The organism is Paenibacillus wuxiensis (assembly GCF_040195695.1).
Taxonomy (GTDB): domain Bacteria; phylum Bacillota; class Bacilli; order Paenibacillales; family Paenibacillaceae; genus Paenibacillus_B; species Paenibacillus_B suaedae.
In genome coordinates this window covers 86,718-103,496 of record NZ_JBEFZI010000015.1, presented here as the reverse complement: position 1 = coordinate 103,496, position 16,779 = coordinate 86,718, and the positions used below count along the sequence as shown (strand labels likewise).

Sequence of the window (16,779 nt, the reverse complement as noted above, 5' to 3'; positions counted from 1 at the left end):
TATGCATACCCATCCCACAGATTCGTCATAACACACCCGCACACCAATAAATAAATCATTTCTGCAGAGACTGACTACCCTGTTAACTCTTATCAGGTTCAATCCTATTCATTGACAAGTTCTGCAATATCTAACCGGGCTGCACCTGCTATCAACGATTCGCTCGAATCTGCTTTATCGCAGCTTCTTATCGCAGCTTTAATACTCCTGCATCCTGCTCATTCCACACCCCGAATGCCTCAGAGAGGTTATCATCCCAAAACATCGGGAGCCTCTCCTTCAACCCTTCTGAAAGCGGCAAATTCGGCAGTTCATCCTTGTCCACCCAATATATAGGACCTTCCTCCGTCCGCTCTATCAGTTGTCCTTCATACACACTCGTCCGATAGCTGAAGACGAAGTATTTATCGCCTGTTTCATTGTTGTACCAATAGACGATTCCACATAGTTTCAAGTCGGATACCGTAAGTCCTGTCTCTTCTCTCACTTCTCGAATCGTGGAATCTACCAGACTCTCGCCTTCTTCCACATGACCTCCTGGAAACGAAAGGCCTTTCCACGATTTCACACGTTCCTGCACCAATACCCGATTTGTGTCAGGATCATAGATCATGCACATATTCGTCAACTCAACCTTGGACATACTTACAATCTCCTCTTTCTCGTATGCAGCAATTTACTACTCAATGATAGATATGTATATAACCCTAGTGACCTTAATACGGTCTCCTAAACCTCTTCACCCGAAGGGCATCTTCTATAATCAAATCATCCAGTCCTCGTTCCTTATACTCTTCAAGAATCTTTACGAAAAGTCGACTGATTAGAACGCTATCTCCCACTGCATCATGTCTGGCTATATCCGTATCGTCAATTTGATAGTACTGGATGAGGAAATCAGTTGAGGGGATATCAGCAAGCTCTGGATGAATGTTCGTGAACATGGTCTTCGTATCCAATACGACATTGTTAACCATCGGAAATCCGGCTAGTTCACATTCCTTGCGCAACAGCGGAATATCGTATTCATAACCCGCCTGTGTCACGAGAATCCGTTCGCCAATAAACCGCGTAAATGCCTCATAGACCTGAGCAAAATCTGGCGCTTCATGAATCGCCTCATTCGTGATTCCCGTAAGTTCTGCAATATGTTCAGGGATTGGCTTCGGCGAACGCACAAGTGTCACAAAGGGTTCCTCCTCATGAATCTCCCTTGCGTCCATCTTCAATGCACCTATTTGAGTAATATGGTCGAGATGATGGTCGATGCCGGTTCCTTCAAAATCAAACACACAATATTGCTGATTCATAAGACCCTTAATCGTTAATCCACTTAACTCATATTCTTCATTGGAAATGTTAGATATGTTCATCGGTGCCACCTCTCTATCAAATTAACAATATTATACACTCGACGTGCAACCGCTTACTAGAAATTCCAACAAATAACCGGATCAACCCACTCCTTAACAGCGTGACTGATCCGGTTCATCATTCATCATTAGTACATGCCCTGTATCCACAAATCAGTCATGAAGTTCTTCTCTTCATACTTTGCTTCTCACAGTGCATATTCAGTTCGTGAAGCAAGCTTTCCTTACTCGAAGCATCTCAGCAGTTCCAAAGCTTCTTCATGATCTGGCTCCAGTACAAGTGCCTCGCGAGTGTACTTCAGCGCTGTGTCCTCCTGACCGAGCTCATAGCAGCAAATCGCCAAGCAGAATATTACAGTCGCAACAGGATCATCATCACTTGCTACAGACGTCTCCAAGAACTGCTTCGCATCCTCATACATCCCCATTTCAAAGAGGATCAGTCCTGAATCCAGAGCCACGTCATACTTCTGTTCCATGAAATAAAAAGCGGACCACATGATGTGAATACCCTGCTGAATATCGAGCATCTCCTCATCATTTGCATCAGGGAGCAAGCTTGAAATTTGCTTCGCGCTCTGTATGAAGAATTCTGCGTCATAGCCACCAAGTCTCCAGAAGGCTAAAATATGCTGCAAGTCCATCGTATCCAGGTGCCGATCCACCCACACCTTCAGACTGAAGAAATCATCCGGCCCAAATCGTTCAATTCCTTGGTGATACGCTAATCGGGTATTCACATAATTGTGGGGATCCTCCAGCATAAAGATACAACCGACATTAATATCCTTATAATGGTTCGGAGGGAACAGTGCCAGACCGCCTCTCTGCTCAAATGCATACTGGAACGCATGATAGTTCGCTGTCAGTGAGAAGCTGCCCCCGTGGTGAACAATTTCAGGCGGATCATTAAACTTCCAGTTATCCAGTCTATGATCGCCTTTATCCGCAGTAAGCAATACAAATCCCTGCTGGGACAACTTATTTAGTCTATCCAAGCATCTCAATCCTACCTCTGGGAACAAGACATGAGAATCCTCAAGCTCCTGCTGGTATAGCGCGATTACTTCTCGATAGGGATAGGCGTCATCTTCATATGCCGGAGCACGACGATGCTCATAGGTCAGCGTCATATTTCTAAGCGGATCTACTTGAGCAGCATCGTCCTCTTCCTTGAACTCAACAAGAACATCACATTCATAGATCTCGCCATTTCCTACATAAATCAGCTCTTGCGGGATACTGTCAAAGAAATAGTTCGCCAAAATAAGCAGCGGCTGTGTCAAATCGCCTGGACGAATCGTTTCTTGAGCAATAGTGAGATTCAGTTCCTTATCATGAACTGCGTCGAATGCGGCAAAGTCGAGTATCCCCTGTTCCACGAAGCGCTTCAATTGAGGATGCTCCCGCCATCCTTCCACATTCTTGGCAGCCAAATCCGTCATTACATACCGGAATGGAGGCAGCGAGATTCCTGCATCATCACGAAGTTCACACAGCTTGTGAAGAATATGAAAGGCAAGCCTTCCTGCTCCTGCTCCCAGTTCCATAATGACAACGGGTTCCGAGCGCTCTCCTCGTTCAGCCCGATCCCGAAGAAAACCGAAAATAATGTCCGCATATCCAGTAGCAATCATCGGATTGCTTGTGATGTATTGGGGCACCTGATCATTATTCCATGCCTTGAGCCCTTTGCGTTCGTAGTATGCACGCTGTAAATCCCATATTGGTGCTTCGCTAAAGCGGTATCGTTGTTGTCCCTCTTCCATTCCATGCAACCCTGCTCTCTATATGTCATAGTAACCGTGCCAATCATCTACAACTTACTCCTTGTTGGCACGGCAATCGTAACCGAATCTATCTTATGAATGGTACCATAATTACCGACAGAACCAAAATCTCAGTTTTTAGTTTAAAAAAAAAGAGAACCCTCACAAGGTTCTCCTTCGATACGCTGACCCTTACTTCGCAACAAGCTCGCCAAGCACATACTTCTCAACAACCTTGGCTACGCCATCGTTCATATTCGTATCCGTTACATAATCCGCTAACGCTTGAATATCTGCCGGGGCATTTCCCATCGCTACACCGAGACCGGCAAATTTAATCATGGCAACATCGTTATAACTGTCACCCATTGCAATGACTTCCTCCTGCCGAATTCCTAATTTCTGAATCAGCTCATGAAGGCTCGTGCCCTTGTCCACACCGTGCTCGGTGAATTCCAAGAAGAACGGCTTAGAACGCATGACACTTAATTGACCCTCAAGCTGCTTCTGCAATTTCTTCTCGATGACAGCGAGCTTGTCCGCATTCCCGACCATCAACACCTTAACAACAGGCTGTTGTACTGCATCTACGAAGCTATCCACTTCCAAGATCGGCATGCCGGTAATTTCGGACTCCTTCTCCACGTATTCATTGCAAGCTTCCGTCACAATATCATCGCCCACATAGGTCAAGACTGACATTTCCTCTTGCTGGCTAAGCGCGTATATATCACGAACCGTTTCTACTGGCAGCGTACTGCTGAACAGTTCTTCTTTCGTCGAGAAATTCGTAATCTTGGCACCGTTAAACGATAAAATAAAGCTCCCGAATCGATCCAGCTCCAATTCCTCTGCAATGGCGATCATGGCATAGGTTGGTCGCCCTGATGCGAGCACCACCTTCACCCCAGCGGCTTGCGCATCAAGAAGCGCTTGCTTCGAGCGCGGGGATATCGTCCGATCATCACGCAGCAATGTATCATCCAAATCAAGTACAATCATTTTATAGTTCATCTGTCAGCATTCCTTTTCGTCGAATAGATTAGTATCTCTACTATACCATTTTCACGAAGCAGATGGCGAATCTGCGAAGGAACAGATCATACCAATGCGATAAAGATATCAATTTCATTGTCCTGACTGTTAGGCTTGTAACGTTCATCCCATTTCTCAAAATCATAGAAGCGCGCTGCATTGCCTGTCTCACGCATCCATTCGCCATATAAGAACTCATACGTCCGACTTAATTCGGATTCGAGACCATAGTGTGTGCAAGTCACATACTTACTCTCAGGGATGTTATGGCTTATCATTTGCGGAGGAATCGTTCCTAGACTCGCCACTTCGTATCCAAAAATTTGAATAAACCGATCTTTGAGCGGATCAAAGTCGGATTTATCAGGATAGATCTGCACCATAAGCACATCATCATTGTTGCGATATTGAATTTCATCTTTTTGTGTCACTAGCTTTTGATAGGTACGCCTGCCAAGACCCGATTCGAACTCCTCTATCGTGGCCTCAACCTGATATCCTACAAGTTGCATGGCCTGCAGTGTAACCACTGTAGCTTGCATTGTATCTCCTCCAGTTGCGATGCTATTGCCAGTTGACATGCATCGAATCTCCAATCATATAAGCTGTTTCGTTCCTTCACTCGCTCTATATTGCTTTACTGGGCAGGAGAATATCTCATCACTACAAATTCAGTGTCCTGCTCCCCTATTTTACTTGTGAACGAGATTCCCCTAACAAACCCTGTACGCTCATACACCTTAATCGCTCTTTCGTTAAAGGCAGCGACAACCAATTGAATCTTCTCTCCTCGATTCAATTTCCGAATGTAGTCCATAACCTGAGCCAGGAACTCCACCCCTTTTCCCTGTCCTGTATAGTCGGGTCGAAGTCCGAGTCCGATATCAATTGCTTGCTCATCTTCATAGATACCAGCCGCATAGCCTCCCGGAACACGGGCAGAGTTGCCAATACATATGTAGCCGATTAGTTCATTCTCATCATCGACGGTATAATAGAATTCTTCTTCTAGCATCTCATTGATGGACTCGTCATCCCCATCCATACTGTACAAGGAATAGATACCCTCATATTTCCACGTACAAATGATAGCAGCTTGCTCCTCCGTCATCGGGTGAAAATGATAAGTTGTCATGTTGAACAATCCTCTCTTAGCCAATTTATTTTTCCATTCATATGCCCGCTCATTTCGTGATGTAAAATGGTGCGTAGGAATCTGTATGCATATATCAATTCAATATCAACAATGAAACTCTATCATGAATGGCTCCTCTTGATTCAAGCAGAGATCAATCTGTTCTCGAAACCCTGGCCAAGTGATCTTGCTTCGCGCTTCCTCTACAGAATAGTAACCGACCTCGTCACTTTCCTCGGTCGTTTGGAGGGTTCCTCCAATAGGATTAGCGAGAAACAGCGCTGTGCACACGGAATCCCTTACATGTTGAAATAGTCCACAGTACTTGATGATCTCAATGTCGATGCCTGTTTCTTCCCTAGCTTCGCGAACAGCTGCAGCTGTAATAGATTCCCCTTCTTCCACCCGTCCAGCTGGAATCTCCCATCCCCGCTTCGCACCACGAATGAGCAAAATGTCATGATTGCTATTCCTTACAATCACGGCTGCAACAAGTGTATGCCTAGGTGATGCATTCATCTGTGAATCGTTCCTTTCCGCTCTGTTCCACCATATAGAGCTGCTGTGTTTTGCAATCCCATCACCATTCTCTTCGCGGACTCATTTGTCCTTTCATTCGATCCCGTTTTCCTTTTCCTGAATGTACAGATCCAATGCTCTGATTCCCCGCCGTGCTAGCTTAATAAAGAGAACAAGACAATAGATTGAGATGACAAATGCTCCTATGTAGAAGACAAAAGATAAAAAAGAAAAAAACATAGCTATACCCACACCAGATCACTCCTGTTTCATGATTAATACGTAAATATCAATCTTCAGATAGTCAGCCATGAGTCGCTTCTTCCTCTTACCTTGTGAGATCGTAACAATAACGCACTTTATTTGCCAAAACATTCTCTCATGTACGATATCAGCGCTCTAAGTTAGATGCTTCCGATACCCTTCTACCTTCTCATCCTTGAAGCCGAGCCGTTCATAGAATTGATGCGCCTCTTTGCGCTGCTCGCCAGATACAAAGATGATGTAGTAACAATCACGCTGTCTTGCCATATTTTCAATTTCCTGCATCAGCTTCTTACCGACACCTTGTCTGCGAACCAATGGAGACACAATCACATTCTCAATTACCATGAATGGCTTACAATCTCCCACAAGATCATGACATATAATGCCCATCAAGGAACCCACTAACTGCTCCTCGTCAAATGCTCCCAGAATGATGTATTGTTCATTATGCTGGATCGTTCGGTATACCTGCTCCAGCTTCGCTTGGTTCGTCTGCTGTCCCATTAGCTCTTGATAGAGCCGGCTTAATGCCAACAGCTCATTTTCCTTAATTGACCTTATTGTAATCATCGTTATCCTTCTTTCCTACCGATTCCCATATATTTTTTCAATGCGATCTCCTTACTGTCGTTGTAGCACACAATGATAATCACTGCTCACCGCATCTGTTCTCCGTCCTAAAAACCGCAACCCTTCCCTTCATGTCAAGAATATGTATGATATGCCCAGCCCATTCATCCGTACCGCTAAACCCGCATGAAACGATTACGTGTCGCTGTCCGTTAGTCATTGTGCCAATAGAAGGAGTACCGTGAATGCTGAACAAATCCTATCGCCTTGTAAAAGAGATGATCCGAAATGACATACGCTTTGTTCGCTCCTAATACACTGCTGCGCTTTAGTGCTTCTACTACAACCGCAGCACCAAGCCCCTTCCCCCGATAACTCGGGATGGTGACTACAGGTTCGACATACGCATAATCGGTTTGGGGACTATACCATAATCCGCAATAAGCCACAAATTCCCCGTCCTCATTAACGGCAACAATATGCAAGGATGGGTTCATATGAGTTGCAGACAGCATCGCTTTCTGCTTCTGTATGGTTACATCATCTATGGGAACTGGGCCATCGTGATCGAAGCCTTTCCACAGCACGGTCTTGTGCTTATATACGTCTGTTTCTGCATCCAAACTTTTGAGCGTAATGCCCGCCGGGAGCACGGAATGATGTTCGATATTTGCAATGGAACACGCAAGAATATTTTCACTCTGATCATGTTTTACAAATCCTTTATTTTGCAAGCGTTGAGAACGTTCCGAGTCAGTATCGTTCACTGCGACTCCAAGCCCATTTTCATCGCTGAAAGTCTTCACAGCGTATTCGACAATTTCATCTTCCAGTTCTTCATATCCTTGCTTCGTTGCAAAAAATGCTTCACCCGAATAGTGATCATAGGTAGCCAAACCCACTAATTCAAGTTCATCAAACCATAAGCCGATTTTTGATCGTAAGCTTCTGTCGAAATCGGGATGGAAGTACATCCACTCCCATCTAGCCCAATTCCAATTTATATGCTTGTGATGCTCTTGAGAGATGTCGATTAAAAATTGACAAACCTCATTATAATTACCATCATGATACGCTTTAAATTGAATGTTCACTTGTCATCCCCCACATGCTGCTCTATTTTCTAGGTGGAATGCTGGAAAATTGCATCCGCATATGGATTGTAACCCTCATTCCTTGCTGGTGGGAGATAATAAACAGACCAAAAACGATTTTTACATCTTTCGGCTATTCGGTATCGATCATGTAGTATGCAAAGCGCACAATTTCATCGGTCGTGTTTACCAGTTTCAGACTTGCGTTTTTCAACTGTACCAAATCACCCGTAGTCGGCACCGTGGCGAAGCCTTCATCACAAACAGCCTCCAGCTGGCCGATGATGACCGAATAGTAACTCATGAAACTGGCGTCAGTTTCAAATGTGCAACCGGGCAACAAATCCACCATTCGGAAAGTAATGCCGTTTTTTGGGGGTGTTGGCTCCATAGGACCAACAATCGTATCCGCACTTGCCGATACATCTGCATTGGGGTCTAACATGCGCCAAATGTCACCCGCATAGCCGATCTGTTTTCCCTCCTTGTCGAAAATCTTACTCTCATTCGGAGAATAGTCGTCTATCACAACATCCGACATCCCAATTTCTTTTTCACTGCTCTTCATGTTTGCAGCTACATATCGCTTGAAGCGGTTAAGTTTGGATACCAATGCTGGCTTAGGCTTGTCAATCAGTTGTGTGTGGGTGTTCATGTTAGCAGAAGCCAGAATACCACCGATTACCCCGGTGCCTGTCCAACCATGCATACAAGCCATCTGCACAAGTGCATCCCCCGTTTTCAGGGGCGCGTCATCCAAATCATTAAGTGATACCAATTCGAGTTCTGCATCAGCACAGAAGAACATATTTATTGTCTCAGTCCAATGCATGGACGCATGTTTTTTCATATCTTCTTCGGTGGGAATATACTTAGTGCCAATGGTTTTGTGTGCCTCCACCCACATCCCTCTATGCAAATTCCGAACATTAGGTGGCAAATTCTCAAATCTAGGACCTTGCGGAATATCAAGAGGAACATGCCGGAAAATGGATTGACCCCTGCCGGCCTGTGGTTCATGTTCAATAGGCAGGTTCCCCATATCCACATTGGCAGTAGCCGATTCTTTCGCGGGCATTTCATTTATCCGCCAGACATCAACCGTCGGCTTCTTAGAAGCGCCGCCTCTCCATTTGTCGGGATAATCGTCAATAACAAAGGATGACTTACCATCAACTGGCCCGCACACCAAGCGTTTGAACGCCTCGCCCTTATTCCTTTGTTTGGTGGCGTCTGGAATAATAATCCGGTTCGCTAACTTGCCAATCCCTTCAATCTCCAATTCAACAACATCATCAATTTTCAATGGAATACCTGTTTCAATGCCAGCCCCTGTTCCCACCGTTCCTGTCGCAATGACATCGCCAGGATATAAGGTTGTCGCGTTTGAGATGTATTCAATGACATCAGGGATTTTGTGGTAAGCTGCACCATGGTTTCCGTCACCACGCACCTCACCATTCACTCGAACAGTCATCTTTGCATCGGTATAGTCAAAAGCATCTGGCGTCACCATACAAGGCCCCATTGCATTTGCAAAATCCTTGCCGATGCCGGGTCCAACATTGAAACTATTTGGAGCCATTTCGTTCATTTGAATCATTCTTGCCGAAAAATCATTAAATATGGTGTAGCCGCCAATATAATCCATGGCGTTGTGGTGGCTGATATTTTTGCCCTCCTTACAAATGTAGAAGGCCAGTTCCAGTTCATAGTCCTTAAACATCTCTCCGCCCGGGAAAGCGATGTCCACACCGGGGCCGACAATGGAATTGACATTCACTTTGTAAAAACGGGGTTCGGCATACCATCCAGCATCCGGCTTAACGCTTTCAGCGTCAATACTTGCGGGATCCTCACCCTGCATCATGCGCCCACGGCGATTACACCCAATAAGATGTTCTTCAAAACAGGCACAGTCCCGCATTACACGAGGCCGAGGAACCGGTGCCAATAACTGCACATCCTCAATACTCAACTTGCAGTCAGCACCAGCATCTTCCAACAATTCAGCAGCCAAAGCGCGCGCTTCCTCAGCACCGGTCAGAAATTCAATCATATTATCAAAATACTTGCTCAGCTTGCCCGTATGAATCTTACATGCCTTTTGCAATTCAACAATTTGCTGTTCGTCTTGGGTCAAAGCACCAACGATTTCTGTTTGTGTAGGGTCATTTTTAAGGACAAAAGTTACTAGCTTCATATCAACTGCTCCCTTCTTATTATCATCGTTTCAGGCATGAGTGACGGCATGTACGCCCATCTGTTTTATTTCATCATTAGACCAGCCGCCATCCTTTCGGGATAACGCTCGTTGAACATGTTCAAATTAATTGGTAAAAAACTGCCCAAGGCGCTGTATAACGCTGATGTGCAGTTAGACCCTCATTATTTGCTCGGCAAGGCTTGGTGGATCAAGGCATTTGCCGCCTTCCTAATTTGTTCTTCATTGTTTTTTATGTATTGCTTGGTCTGCACTATTTCATCCGCCGGAACGTTATATGCACGAAGGCTAATATCCAACAAAGTATCAATAACAGATTCCAGTGAAAATGAATCATTGCTCCACCGATTTTCGACAAAGTTGCGGGTTACACCTTTAATAGCCAATGTCAGACGGCAATAATCGGAAGAGTTAAATGCAGGGTTGTATTCCTCAAATATCTTTTCCGAACGCATTGCTGCGTGCTTCACCAAACTATCTAATATGCTAGGAGAATTATACCCTTCAAATATTAATTCTGCAGCGCGCTCGTTCATATCAACGATATACAACTCCAGAGTGCAGGAAACGGCATATTTGCATACAGGGCTATTGATAGGCGATATATATATATTTGTATATTCATCAACTAAACTAAAAAGATCCATAATCAATGAGCGAAATATATCATCCTTGTTTTTAAAGTAATAGTAGATGCTGCCAATCAATACACCTGAGTGATTTACAATTTCCCGTATTGTGGTTTTTTTATATCCATTTTCAAGAAAGAGGGTCAGAGCGGAATGAAGTATTGCAGATTTTGTTTTGTCCATCATAAACACCTCCCCTCTATTGTTTAACATGTTCAAATCGATTCTATCGCTCCAGATAATCCGTGTCAACATATTATTTTAACATGTTCAAGGAACTCGTTTTGATTAAGTGATTGTTAATACTGCTCTACTTCATAGCTCAACGTGCAGCAACCTTCCACATTCTCTGAACACCTATACACTCATCTTTCTCATTCAATTCCATTCTGTAAATGTCGGGCTTAGAAGTCTGGAACAGAAAATCTACATCATATCGACTATCGAAGCAGCTCATCATCAATGTCATGATAGCTCCATGCGTGCCAATCGCAATCTTTTTGCCTCTATGGGTATGTACGATTTGTTGTAATACACGCATAGCCCGCTCCTGACAAACCGCAATCGTTTCTCCTCCAGGTAGCGAATAAGCGGCATCCGCAAACATCCTTCTGACCACAGGATACAGCTCATCGTTCGCTACAATGCGATCACCAGGGACAAACACCATTTCTCTCAAATCTTCAAAGACGTGAATCTCTTTCCCTTGGGACTTCGCCAGACCTTCCAAAGTGAGGACTGCTCTCGAATATGGACTAGATACGAACGTATCTATCCCCTCTTCTTGTAGGATATCCGCGACAATACGAGCATCTTCCTTGCCTTTCTCTGTCAAGCCACGCGATCTTTCAGTTCCTTCCGTCTTAGGCGATTCTCCATGACGAACCATGTATATCGTTGTAATTACTTCCTCCATAACTCCTCCCAGTCGTGTCATTAATGAGAATAAGCTTTCTCACAACACAATACACACTACACCAGCAAAAATAAGAACGGCCCCCCATATTTTCTGCGATTGAAATCGTTCCTTCAAGAAATAAATGCCAAGGAAGGAGCCTATAACAATGCTGGTTTCTCGCACTGGCGCTACATAACTAACAGGAATTTCAGTCAGAACGATCAATACGAGAACATACGATAATCCAGCTAATCCCCCTGCAATCGCCATACTGCCCCAGTATTTTTTCCAATGTGTACGAACTCTTTCCCACCCTCTCACTTGCAGACTCCCTAGTAAGAGCACCTGTCCCATATTTTCGATTACATTTAAGGATACCGGGTGTATGATAGAGACCGCCAGCTTATCGAATAAGGTGTAACCAGCAATGGAAAGGCCGACTAGTAGCGGATAGGGCGAAGTGAACATGGAACGAATCGACTGTCCCCCGCGGCCAAGACCAGTGTACAACACAAAGATCCCTGTAAAAATAAGTACACTTCCTACGATACTCATCCATGTAAAAGGTTCTTTGAGCAGCATAACCCCAACTGCCACAACGATTAGCGGGCCTAGCCCCCTAGCTATAGGATATGTTAAGGTAAAGTCATTCTTCTCGTATGCCTTAGAGAGGATAAGGGCATAGAAGCTATGGAGCAAAATACTACCGAGCCCCATAAGTACCCATTCCCAAGTTATGTGTTCGTCCATAGGCCACAGCACTATACTAACGGGTAGAAATAAGATGACAGACCATACCCGTAGCGACCACAGAAATATCGTTTTGTCCTCACTTTGCTTCAACATGATGTTCCAGAATGCATGCGATAATGAAGCAATAATCACCAGCAGCAACCAGTAATTTCCCATTTGAACCTCCACATGTTCGCTCAATCCGCTATTCCTTCTCATTCATGCTGAATACAGCTGCCATCATACGCTTGCATCACACAGGGGTGCTAACGGTTCAACGACCTTGCTAGGCGGAATCCAAGATCCTCGATACGGAATGCGGGATGGCTGCGCCGACGGCAGGTTGCTCCACATCCTCTTGCTTCTTCAGCCCAGCTTCCACCTCGAAAGACTCGATAAGAGCCGTACACCTGCTCATCATAAATATCCCAGCACCATTCCCATACATTGCCGAGCATATCGTACAATCCCCATGCATTCGGCTCCTTGTTCCCAACCTCATGGAGCATGCCTTGTGAATTATCATTGTACCAAGCAATCTGATCCAGCTTGCCATACTGGTAGCCAGAATTCCCTGCTTTACATGCATATTGCCACTCTGCTTCGGTCGGTAAGCGATAGCCGTCTGCCTCCACATTCCATTGAACCGTCTCCCCATCGCTCCCTATAGAGTAACATGGCGTCAATCCAGATTTCTGTGAAACTAAATTACAAAAGACAACAGCGTCCTTCCACGAAATATTCACTACGGGCATTTGATGAGAATGTGAAGAATTAGCAGCGATATCCGAATCTCCTACAACCGCCTCATATAACCCGTTCGTGACTGGATAGGGTGCAAGAAGAAAGGGTCGAATGGTTGCCTTCCATTGAAGCTTTTTGCGGTCATCTCGTAAATCTTCCTCTCCGCCTGGAATTTGCACCATTGGATATTCAGGGAATTTGTTGGGTTCATTAGACATACGGTTACCACCTTGTAAGAAAAATGTCCTGACAATTCTCTTATTAACAAATTACGCTCTCTGCAGCCGCTTTTGGTACTCCAATATAGCCTGTTTCAAATGTGCTTCATTAAAATCTGGCCACAGACTATCGATGAACATAAGCTCTGATTTAGCCGACTGCCACAACAGAAAATTACTCAACCTTCGCTCTCCGCTCGTTCTGATGACGAGCTCAGGTTCAGACCATTCGTTCGTATATAATAAGGCTTGGAAATTCTCTTCTGTTATATCCTCATAGTCAATCCCATCTCGAATACATCGCTGAATCGCTTGAATAATGTCTGCTTTGCCGCCATAATTCATAGCGAAGTTCACAATCATCCCTTTATGATCTGCAGTCAGCTCAACTGCACGCTGCATAATGTCTTGTATGGAATCTGGTAAACGAGATAAATCACCAATAAATCGAATGCATATGTTATTCGCTACTAACTCCTGAATCATATCGTCTTGAAAAAATAGTTTGGGCAAGTGAATCAAATAATTGACTTCTTCCTCAGGACGCTTCCAATTTTCCGTTGAAAAGGCATACAGCGTCACACACTTAATCCCCATAGCCCTGCAATTCCGAATTGCTTCTCTCATGGCTTTCATTCCCGCATAATGCCCAGCCGTCCGAGGCAATCCCCGCTTCGTGGCCCACCTTCCATTCCCGTCCATCATAATGGCGATATGCTCTGGAATACGGACTGACTCTGTAACGATCATATCTCTCACCTCAATGTTCGAATCTATATGTCAACGTACGTTTACGTTTCTACATCTGTTCGCTAGAATGGATGTAAGCAATGTAATCAGTCAATACCCCTTCGTGTCCTAAAAGTCTTAGCATGGTAGAAATGTTGCCTCTATGGTAAGAACCGTGATTCACGATTTGGTACACGATGTCGGAAATCGTGTTGTGAACCTCTACTCCCCTCCGTGTTCGGTAGGTCATGATCTTCTCTGGATCAGGAATCGAACCTACATATGCACGCATTTGAGTGTATATGTTATTCGTGTAATCAATTGCTTCCTGAAGCGAAGCAAATTGGTTACCCTCCTCAGGAGATGTGCGATCTCCCCTAATCCGGGCAAACCAGAGGGCATCAGCAGACATCATATGATGGATTACAGCTGCAATCGTTGCGAATCCAAGATCAACTGGTTTGATAAAAACTTCACTAGGTAATCCGGCAAGATGATTCATGATTCTAGCATTCGCCCATACATGATAATCAAAGAGCTGTACTATGTTCGCTGCCATCAACATCCCACCTCATTAAGATTGTTGTTCACATGTTCCCCGCCATTCCAAGCGTACTCTCTGCTACGTCATATAGCCAACACGAACCAGCACAACTTGTACAACTACTTGCAGGCAAAGCGTTGATATCTTTTTCCGTTCTCCATTTTTACCGTTATTGTGCCATTAGATATCTCGTCGATAACTTTGTCCCAGAACCTCTGTGCGGGAACGTTATTCTCTAATTGATGCAGTTCCCACTCGCCGCCATATTGCTGAAATATATGCTCCGCTGCAATCCGACCTACTCCCGTACGTCTGAATTTACGCATAACAAACAAATGTGCAAAATCGTAGTAGTGCCTTTGCTCATCTCCTACCCTGATCAATAGGAATCCTGCTGCCTCACCATTTACCGATATGAGGTAAGGATGATGTCTTATGGGATCCTCCCAATACTTATCGATGTCTGGCATCGGACGATACGTACCATCTTCTTGAATGGCCGCACCAGTATATTCAGTAAAATCATAAATATAGAACTGGATTAGCTGTTGTATTCGCTGCTTTTCAGCTTGGCCAGCTCTAGTCACAACAACCTGATTCATATCACCACTCCCTCTCACTCCGAACTGATGTGTCTCACCACCTACAATTTTCAATCCTCCGCCTCAACTATCCTGAGCTGTAGTCACTCAATTTTCCAACCGAAATGGGCGGGACTTTATGATTTCTGTTCCATCTGCAGCCTTAATCTGCAGCACCATTTCTCGGGCCTCAGCAATTCGAACGGGATTGATCATGGAAACAAACAGATTCCCTTTTCCATTCGACTTAAATATCGTTTCATCTTCGATGGTTCCTAGCCGTATCACTACATTTTCTTTCGGGCCAAACATTACCCCTTTCTCATTGGCATCTGCTACCGATATGTTATATCCCTTCCCTGCCTGAAGTCCTCTGGCCGACACAACAAAATCTACAGTAGCTCCATTGTAAACAACGGTAACTCTGCCATTCTTCTTTTCCTGAAATGGAACGTCTGCTGTATCGCCTTGCTGAACAATAAAGAGCTGATCATATTTCAGAAAGGTGCATGAGGTAATGACGAGGAACATAGCCGCAACAAAGATGATTTTTATCGTGCGCATTCTTCCCCTCCTCTCATCAACGAATATCCTTGTCTCTATTATATTTACCTTGCCAATATTCGCCAACAGTGTACCGTTATGAGCATACTTGCTGCGGGAGACCAATCGCTTCCACGACCTCGATCTCCTGTCAAAAATAAGAGATATACGCATGCGGCAATAAAAAAACAAGGGCGAGCTCAGAGGGTACATACCCCTTAAACTCGACCTTGTTTATTCCAGAAATCATCCCACAAGAGTAATAAAAACTACTGATGTGGCACTTGAAAATTTGTTTAACCAATTTGGATAATATTTACATTTGCAGAGACAAACTTAATCTCCTGTACATTCATATTCATAAGCTGCAGTTTATTAGTTCCTGGCCCTGTATTGAATACGGCGCTGCCCGCTCCACCTGATCGGGATACTCCGTCCGCTAATGATGGGGCGACCGATAAGCTCTGATCCAATGGAATCCCGTTCAATGTCAACTGAACAAGGACAGACAAGTTAGCCATTAATGGACTCTCGATGAAGCTATAGGATGCAAAGTAGGTTGCATTCGGAGCCAAATCAATCACTGTCCGATTGTTCGTAGAGAACGTTATGCCGCTGCCATTCGTCACCTTCGCCGCTAAGAAGGGAACCGGTGAAACCGGCCCTACATTTTCATAGCCATAGCTAAAAATTGCAGCGTTATTCCTTGTCACCCCAGCAGATGCAAAATTGTCGATTTCCGTCACACGTATGTTAACGCCGCTAAAATTCGATCCAGAAGCTTCAACTGGTGAAAAGCCAATCAGCTGCAAAATACTCGGGTTCGGACTGGAAGGAGTGTTGAAAATAGCTCCTCCGGTCGCATTCGCAGTAGGCGTATTTTGTCCGAATGGAATTGTGGTAGGAAATGAGAAGCTTTGCGACCCTGGTATTAGCTTTCCGTTCAATTTAAGCTCTGTAGCGATGATGTGGTTGCTCGATGCCGTGGTAAAATCAGCATTATATTCGACTAAATAAGCTTTACTCGCATCAAGAAGAATGTTTGTCATTCCTTGCAGCCGTATGGAGGTACCGTTCTGGACAATGACTGATAACATCGCAGGGGCGCCATTGACCGGAATCGATCCACAGCCGGCCGAACAACCGAAATTCGCACTGCTTCCCATCTCTATTCG

The 16,779-nt window shown here is 44.6% G+C and carries 19 protein-coding genes; all 19 read right to left on the bottom strand.

Going from position 1 to position 16,779, the window contains the following annotated elements; translation table 11 throughout:
* Window positions 1-187: 187 nt before the first annotated feature.
* On the bottom strand, window positions 188-643 hold the full coding sequence (locus ABN764_RS26805; protein ID WP_446673639.1) for an 8-oxo-dGTP diphosphatase: 456 nt from the start codon (window positions 641-643) through the stop codon (window positions 188-190).
* A 73-nt stretch (window positions 644-716) separates the two neighbouring features.
* A complete protein-coding gene (locus ABN764_RS26800; protein WP_446673638.1) occupies window positions 717-1,373 on the bottom strand; it encodes a 3'-5' exonuclease in 657 nt (218 codons plus the stop codon).
* Window positions 1,374-1,597: 224 nt separating this feature from the next.
* Window positions 1,598-3,142, bottom strand: a complete 1,545-nt coding sequence (locus tag ABN764_RS26795; RefSeq protein ID WP_446673637.1) for a tetratricopeptide repeat protein — start codon at window positions 3,140-3,142, stop codon at window positions 1,598-1,600.
* 192 nt (window positions 3,143-3,334) lie between these two features.
* Window positions 3,335-4,156, bottom strand: coding sequence for a Cof-type HAD-IIB family hydrolase (locus tag ABN764_RS26790; RefSeq protein ID WP_174809118.1), 822 nt, complete (start codon window positions 4,154-4,156; stop codon window positions 3,335-3,337).
* An 86-nt stretch (window positions 4,157-4,242) separates the two neighbouring features.
* On the bottom strand, window positions 4,243-4,758 hold the full coding sequence (locus tag ABN764_RS26785; protein WP_446673636.1) for a GyrI-like domain-containing protein: 516 nt from the start codon (window positions 4,756-4,758) through the stop codon (window positions 4,243-4,245).
* A gap of 56 nt (window positions 4,759-4,814) precedes the next feature.
* Window positions 4,815-5,312 carry a GNAT family N-acetyltransferase gene (locus ABN764_RS26780; protein ID WP_174809119.1) on the bottom strand — a complete coding sequence of 166 codons (498 nt, stop codon included), beginning with the start codon at window positions 5,310-5,312 and terminating at the stop codon, window positions 4,815-4,817.
* Window positions 5,313-5,417: 105 nt separating this feature from the next.
* Window positions 5,418-5,831, bottom strand: a complete 414-nt coding sequence (locus tag ABN764_RS26775; RefSeq protein WP_174809120.1) for an NUDIX hydrolase — start codon at window positions 5,829-5,831, stop codon at window positions 5,418-5,420.
* A gap of 399 nt (window positions 5,832-6,230) precedes the next feature.
* Window positions 6,231-6,668, bottom strand: a complete 438-nt coding sequence (locus tag ABN764_RS26770) for a GNAT family N-acetyltransferase (RefSeq protein ID WP_072728651.1) — start codon at window positions 6,666-6,668, stop codon at window positions 6,231-6,233.
* 212 nt (window positions 6,669-6,880) lie between these two features.
* Entirely contained in the window at window positions 6,881-7,762 is an 882-nt protein-coding gene (locus ABN764_RS26765) for a GNAT family N-acetyltransferase (RefSeq protein WP_446673635.1), read from the bottom strand.
* Window positions 7,763-7,895: 133 nt separating this feature from the next.
* Window positions 7,896-9,965, bottom strand: a complete 2,070-nt coding sequence (locus ABN764_RS26760) for a fumarylacetoacetate hydrolase family protein (RefSeq protein WP_446673634.1) — start codon at window positions 9,963-9,965, stop codon at window positions 7,896-7,898.
* 185 nt (window positions 9,966-10,150) lie between these two features.
* Window positions 10,151-10,798, bottom strand: coding sequence for a TetR/AcrR family transcriptional regulator (locus tag ABN764_RS26755; protein WP_446673633.1), 648 nt, complete (start codon window positions 10,796-10,798; stop codon window positions 10,151-10,153).
* Window positions 10,799-10,937: 139 nt separating this feature from the next.
* Window positions 10,938-11,531, bottom strand: coding sequence for a histidine phosphatase family protein (locus ABN764_RS26750; protein ID WP_268626076.1), 594 nt, complete (start codon window positions 11,529-11,531; stop codon window positions 10,938-10,940).
* A 39-nt stretch (window positions 11,532-11,570) separates the two neighbouring features.
* A complete protein-coding gene (locus ABN764_RS26745; RefSeq protein WP_446673632.1) occupies window positions 11,571-12,422 on the bottom strand; it encodes an SMR family transporter in 852 nt (283 codons plus the stop codon).
* 89 nt (window positions 12,423-12,511) lie between these two features.
* On the bottom strand, window positions 12,512-13,207 hold the full coding sequence (locus ABN764_RS26740; protein ID WP_446673631.1) for a formylglycine-generating enzyme family protein: 696 nt from the start codon (window positions 13,205-13,207) through the stop codon (window positions 12,512-12,514).
* 51 nt (window positions 13,208-13,258) lie between these two features.
* Window positions 13,259-13,957: an undecaprenyl pyrophosphate synthase gene (gene uppS, locus ABN764_RS26735; RefSeq protein ID WP_174809127.1), complete on the bottom strand. Its 699-nt coding sequence runs from the start codon at window positions 13,955-13,957 to the stop codon at window positions 13,259-13,261.
* Window positions 13,958-14,006: 49 nt separating this feature from the next.
* Entirely contained in the window at window positions 14,007-14,495 is a 489-nt protein-coding gene (locus ABN764_RS26730) for a DinB family protein (RefSeq protein ID WP_446673630.1), read from the bottom strand.
* A 104-nt stretch (window positions 14,496-14,599) separates the two neighbouring features.
* Window positions 14,600-15,082, bottom strand: coding sequence for a GNAT family N-acetyltransferase (locus tag ABN764_RS26725; RefSeq protein ID WP_446673629.1), 483 nt, complete (start codon window positions 15,080-15,082; stop codon window positions 14,600-14,602).
* A gap of 87 nt (window positions 15,083-15,169) precedes the next feature.
* Entirely contained in the window at window positions 15,170-15,625 is a 456-nt protein-coding gene (locus ABN764_RS26720; protein ID WP_072728659.1) for a hypothetical protein, read from the bottom strand.
* Between the two features lie 275 nt (window positions 15,626-15,900).
* Window positions 15,901-16,770: a hypothetical protein gene (locus tag ABN764_RS26715; RefSeq protein WP_446673628.1), complete on the bottom strand. Its 870-nt coding sequence runs from the start codon at window positions 16,768-16,770 to the stop codon at window positions 15,901-15,903.
* Window positions 16,771-16,779 lie beyond the last annotated feature (9 nt).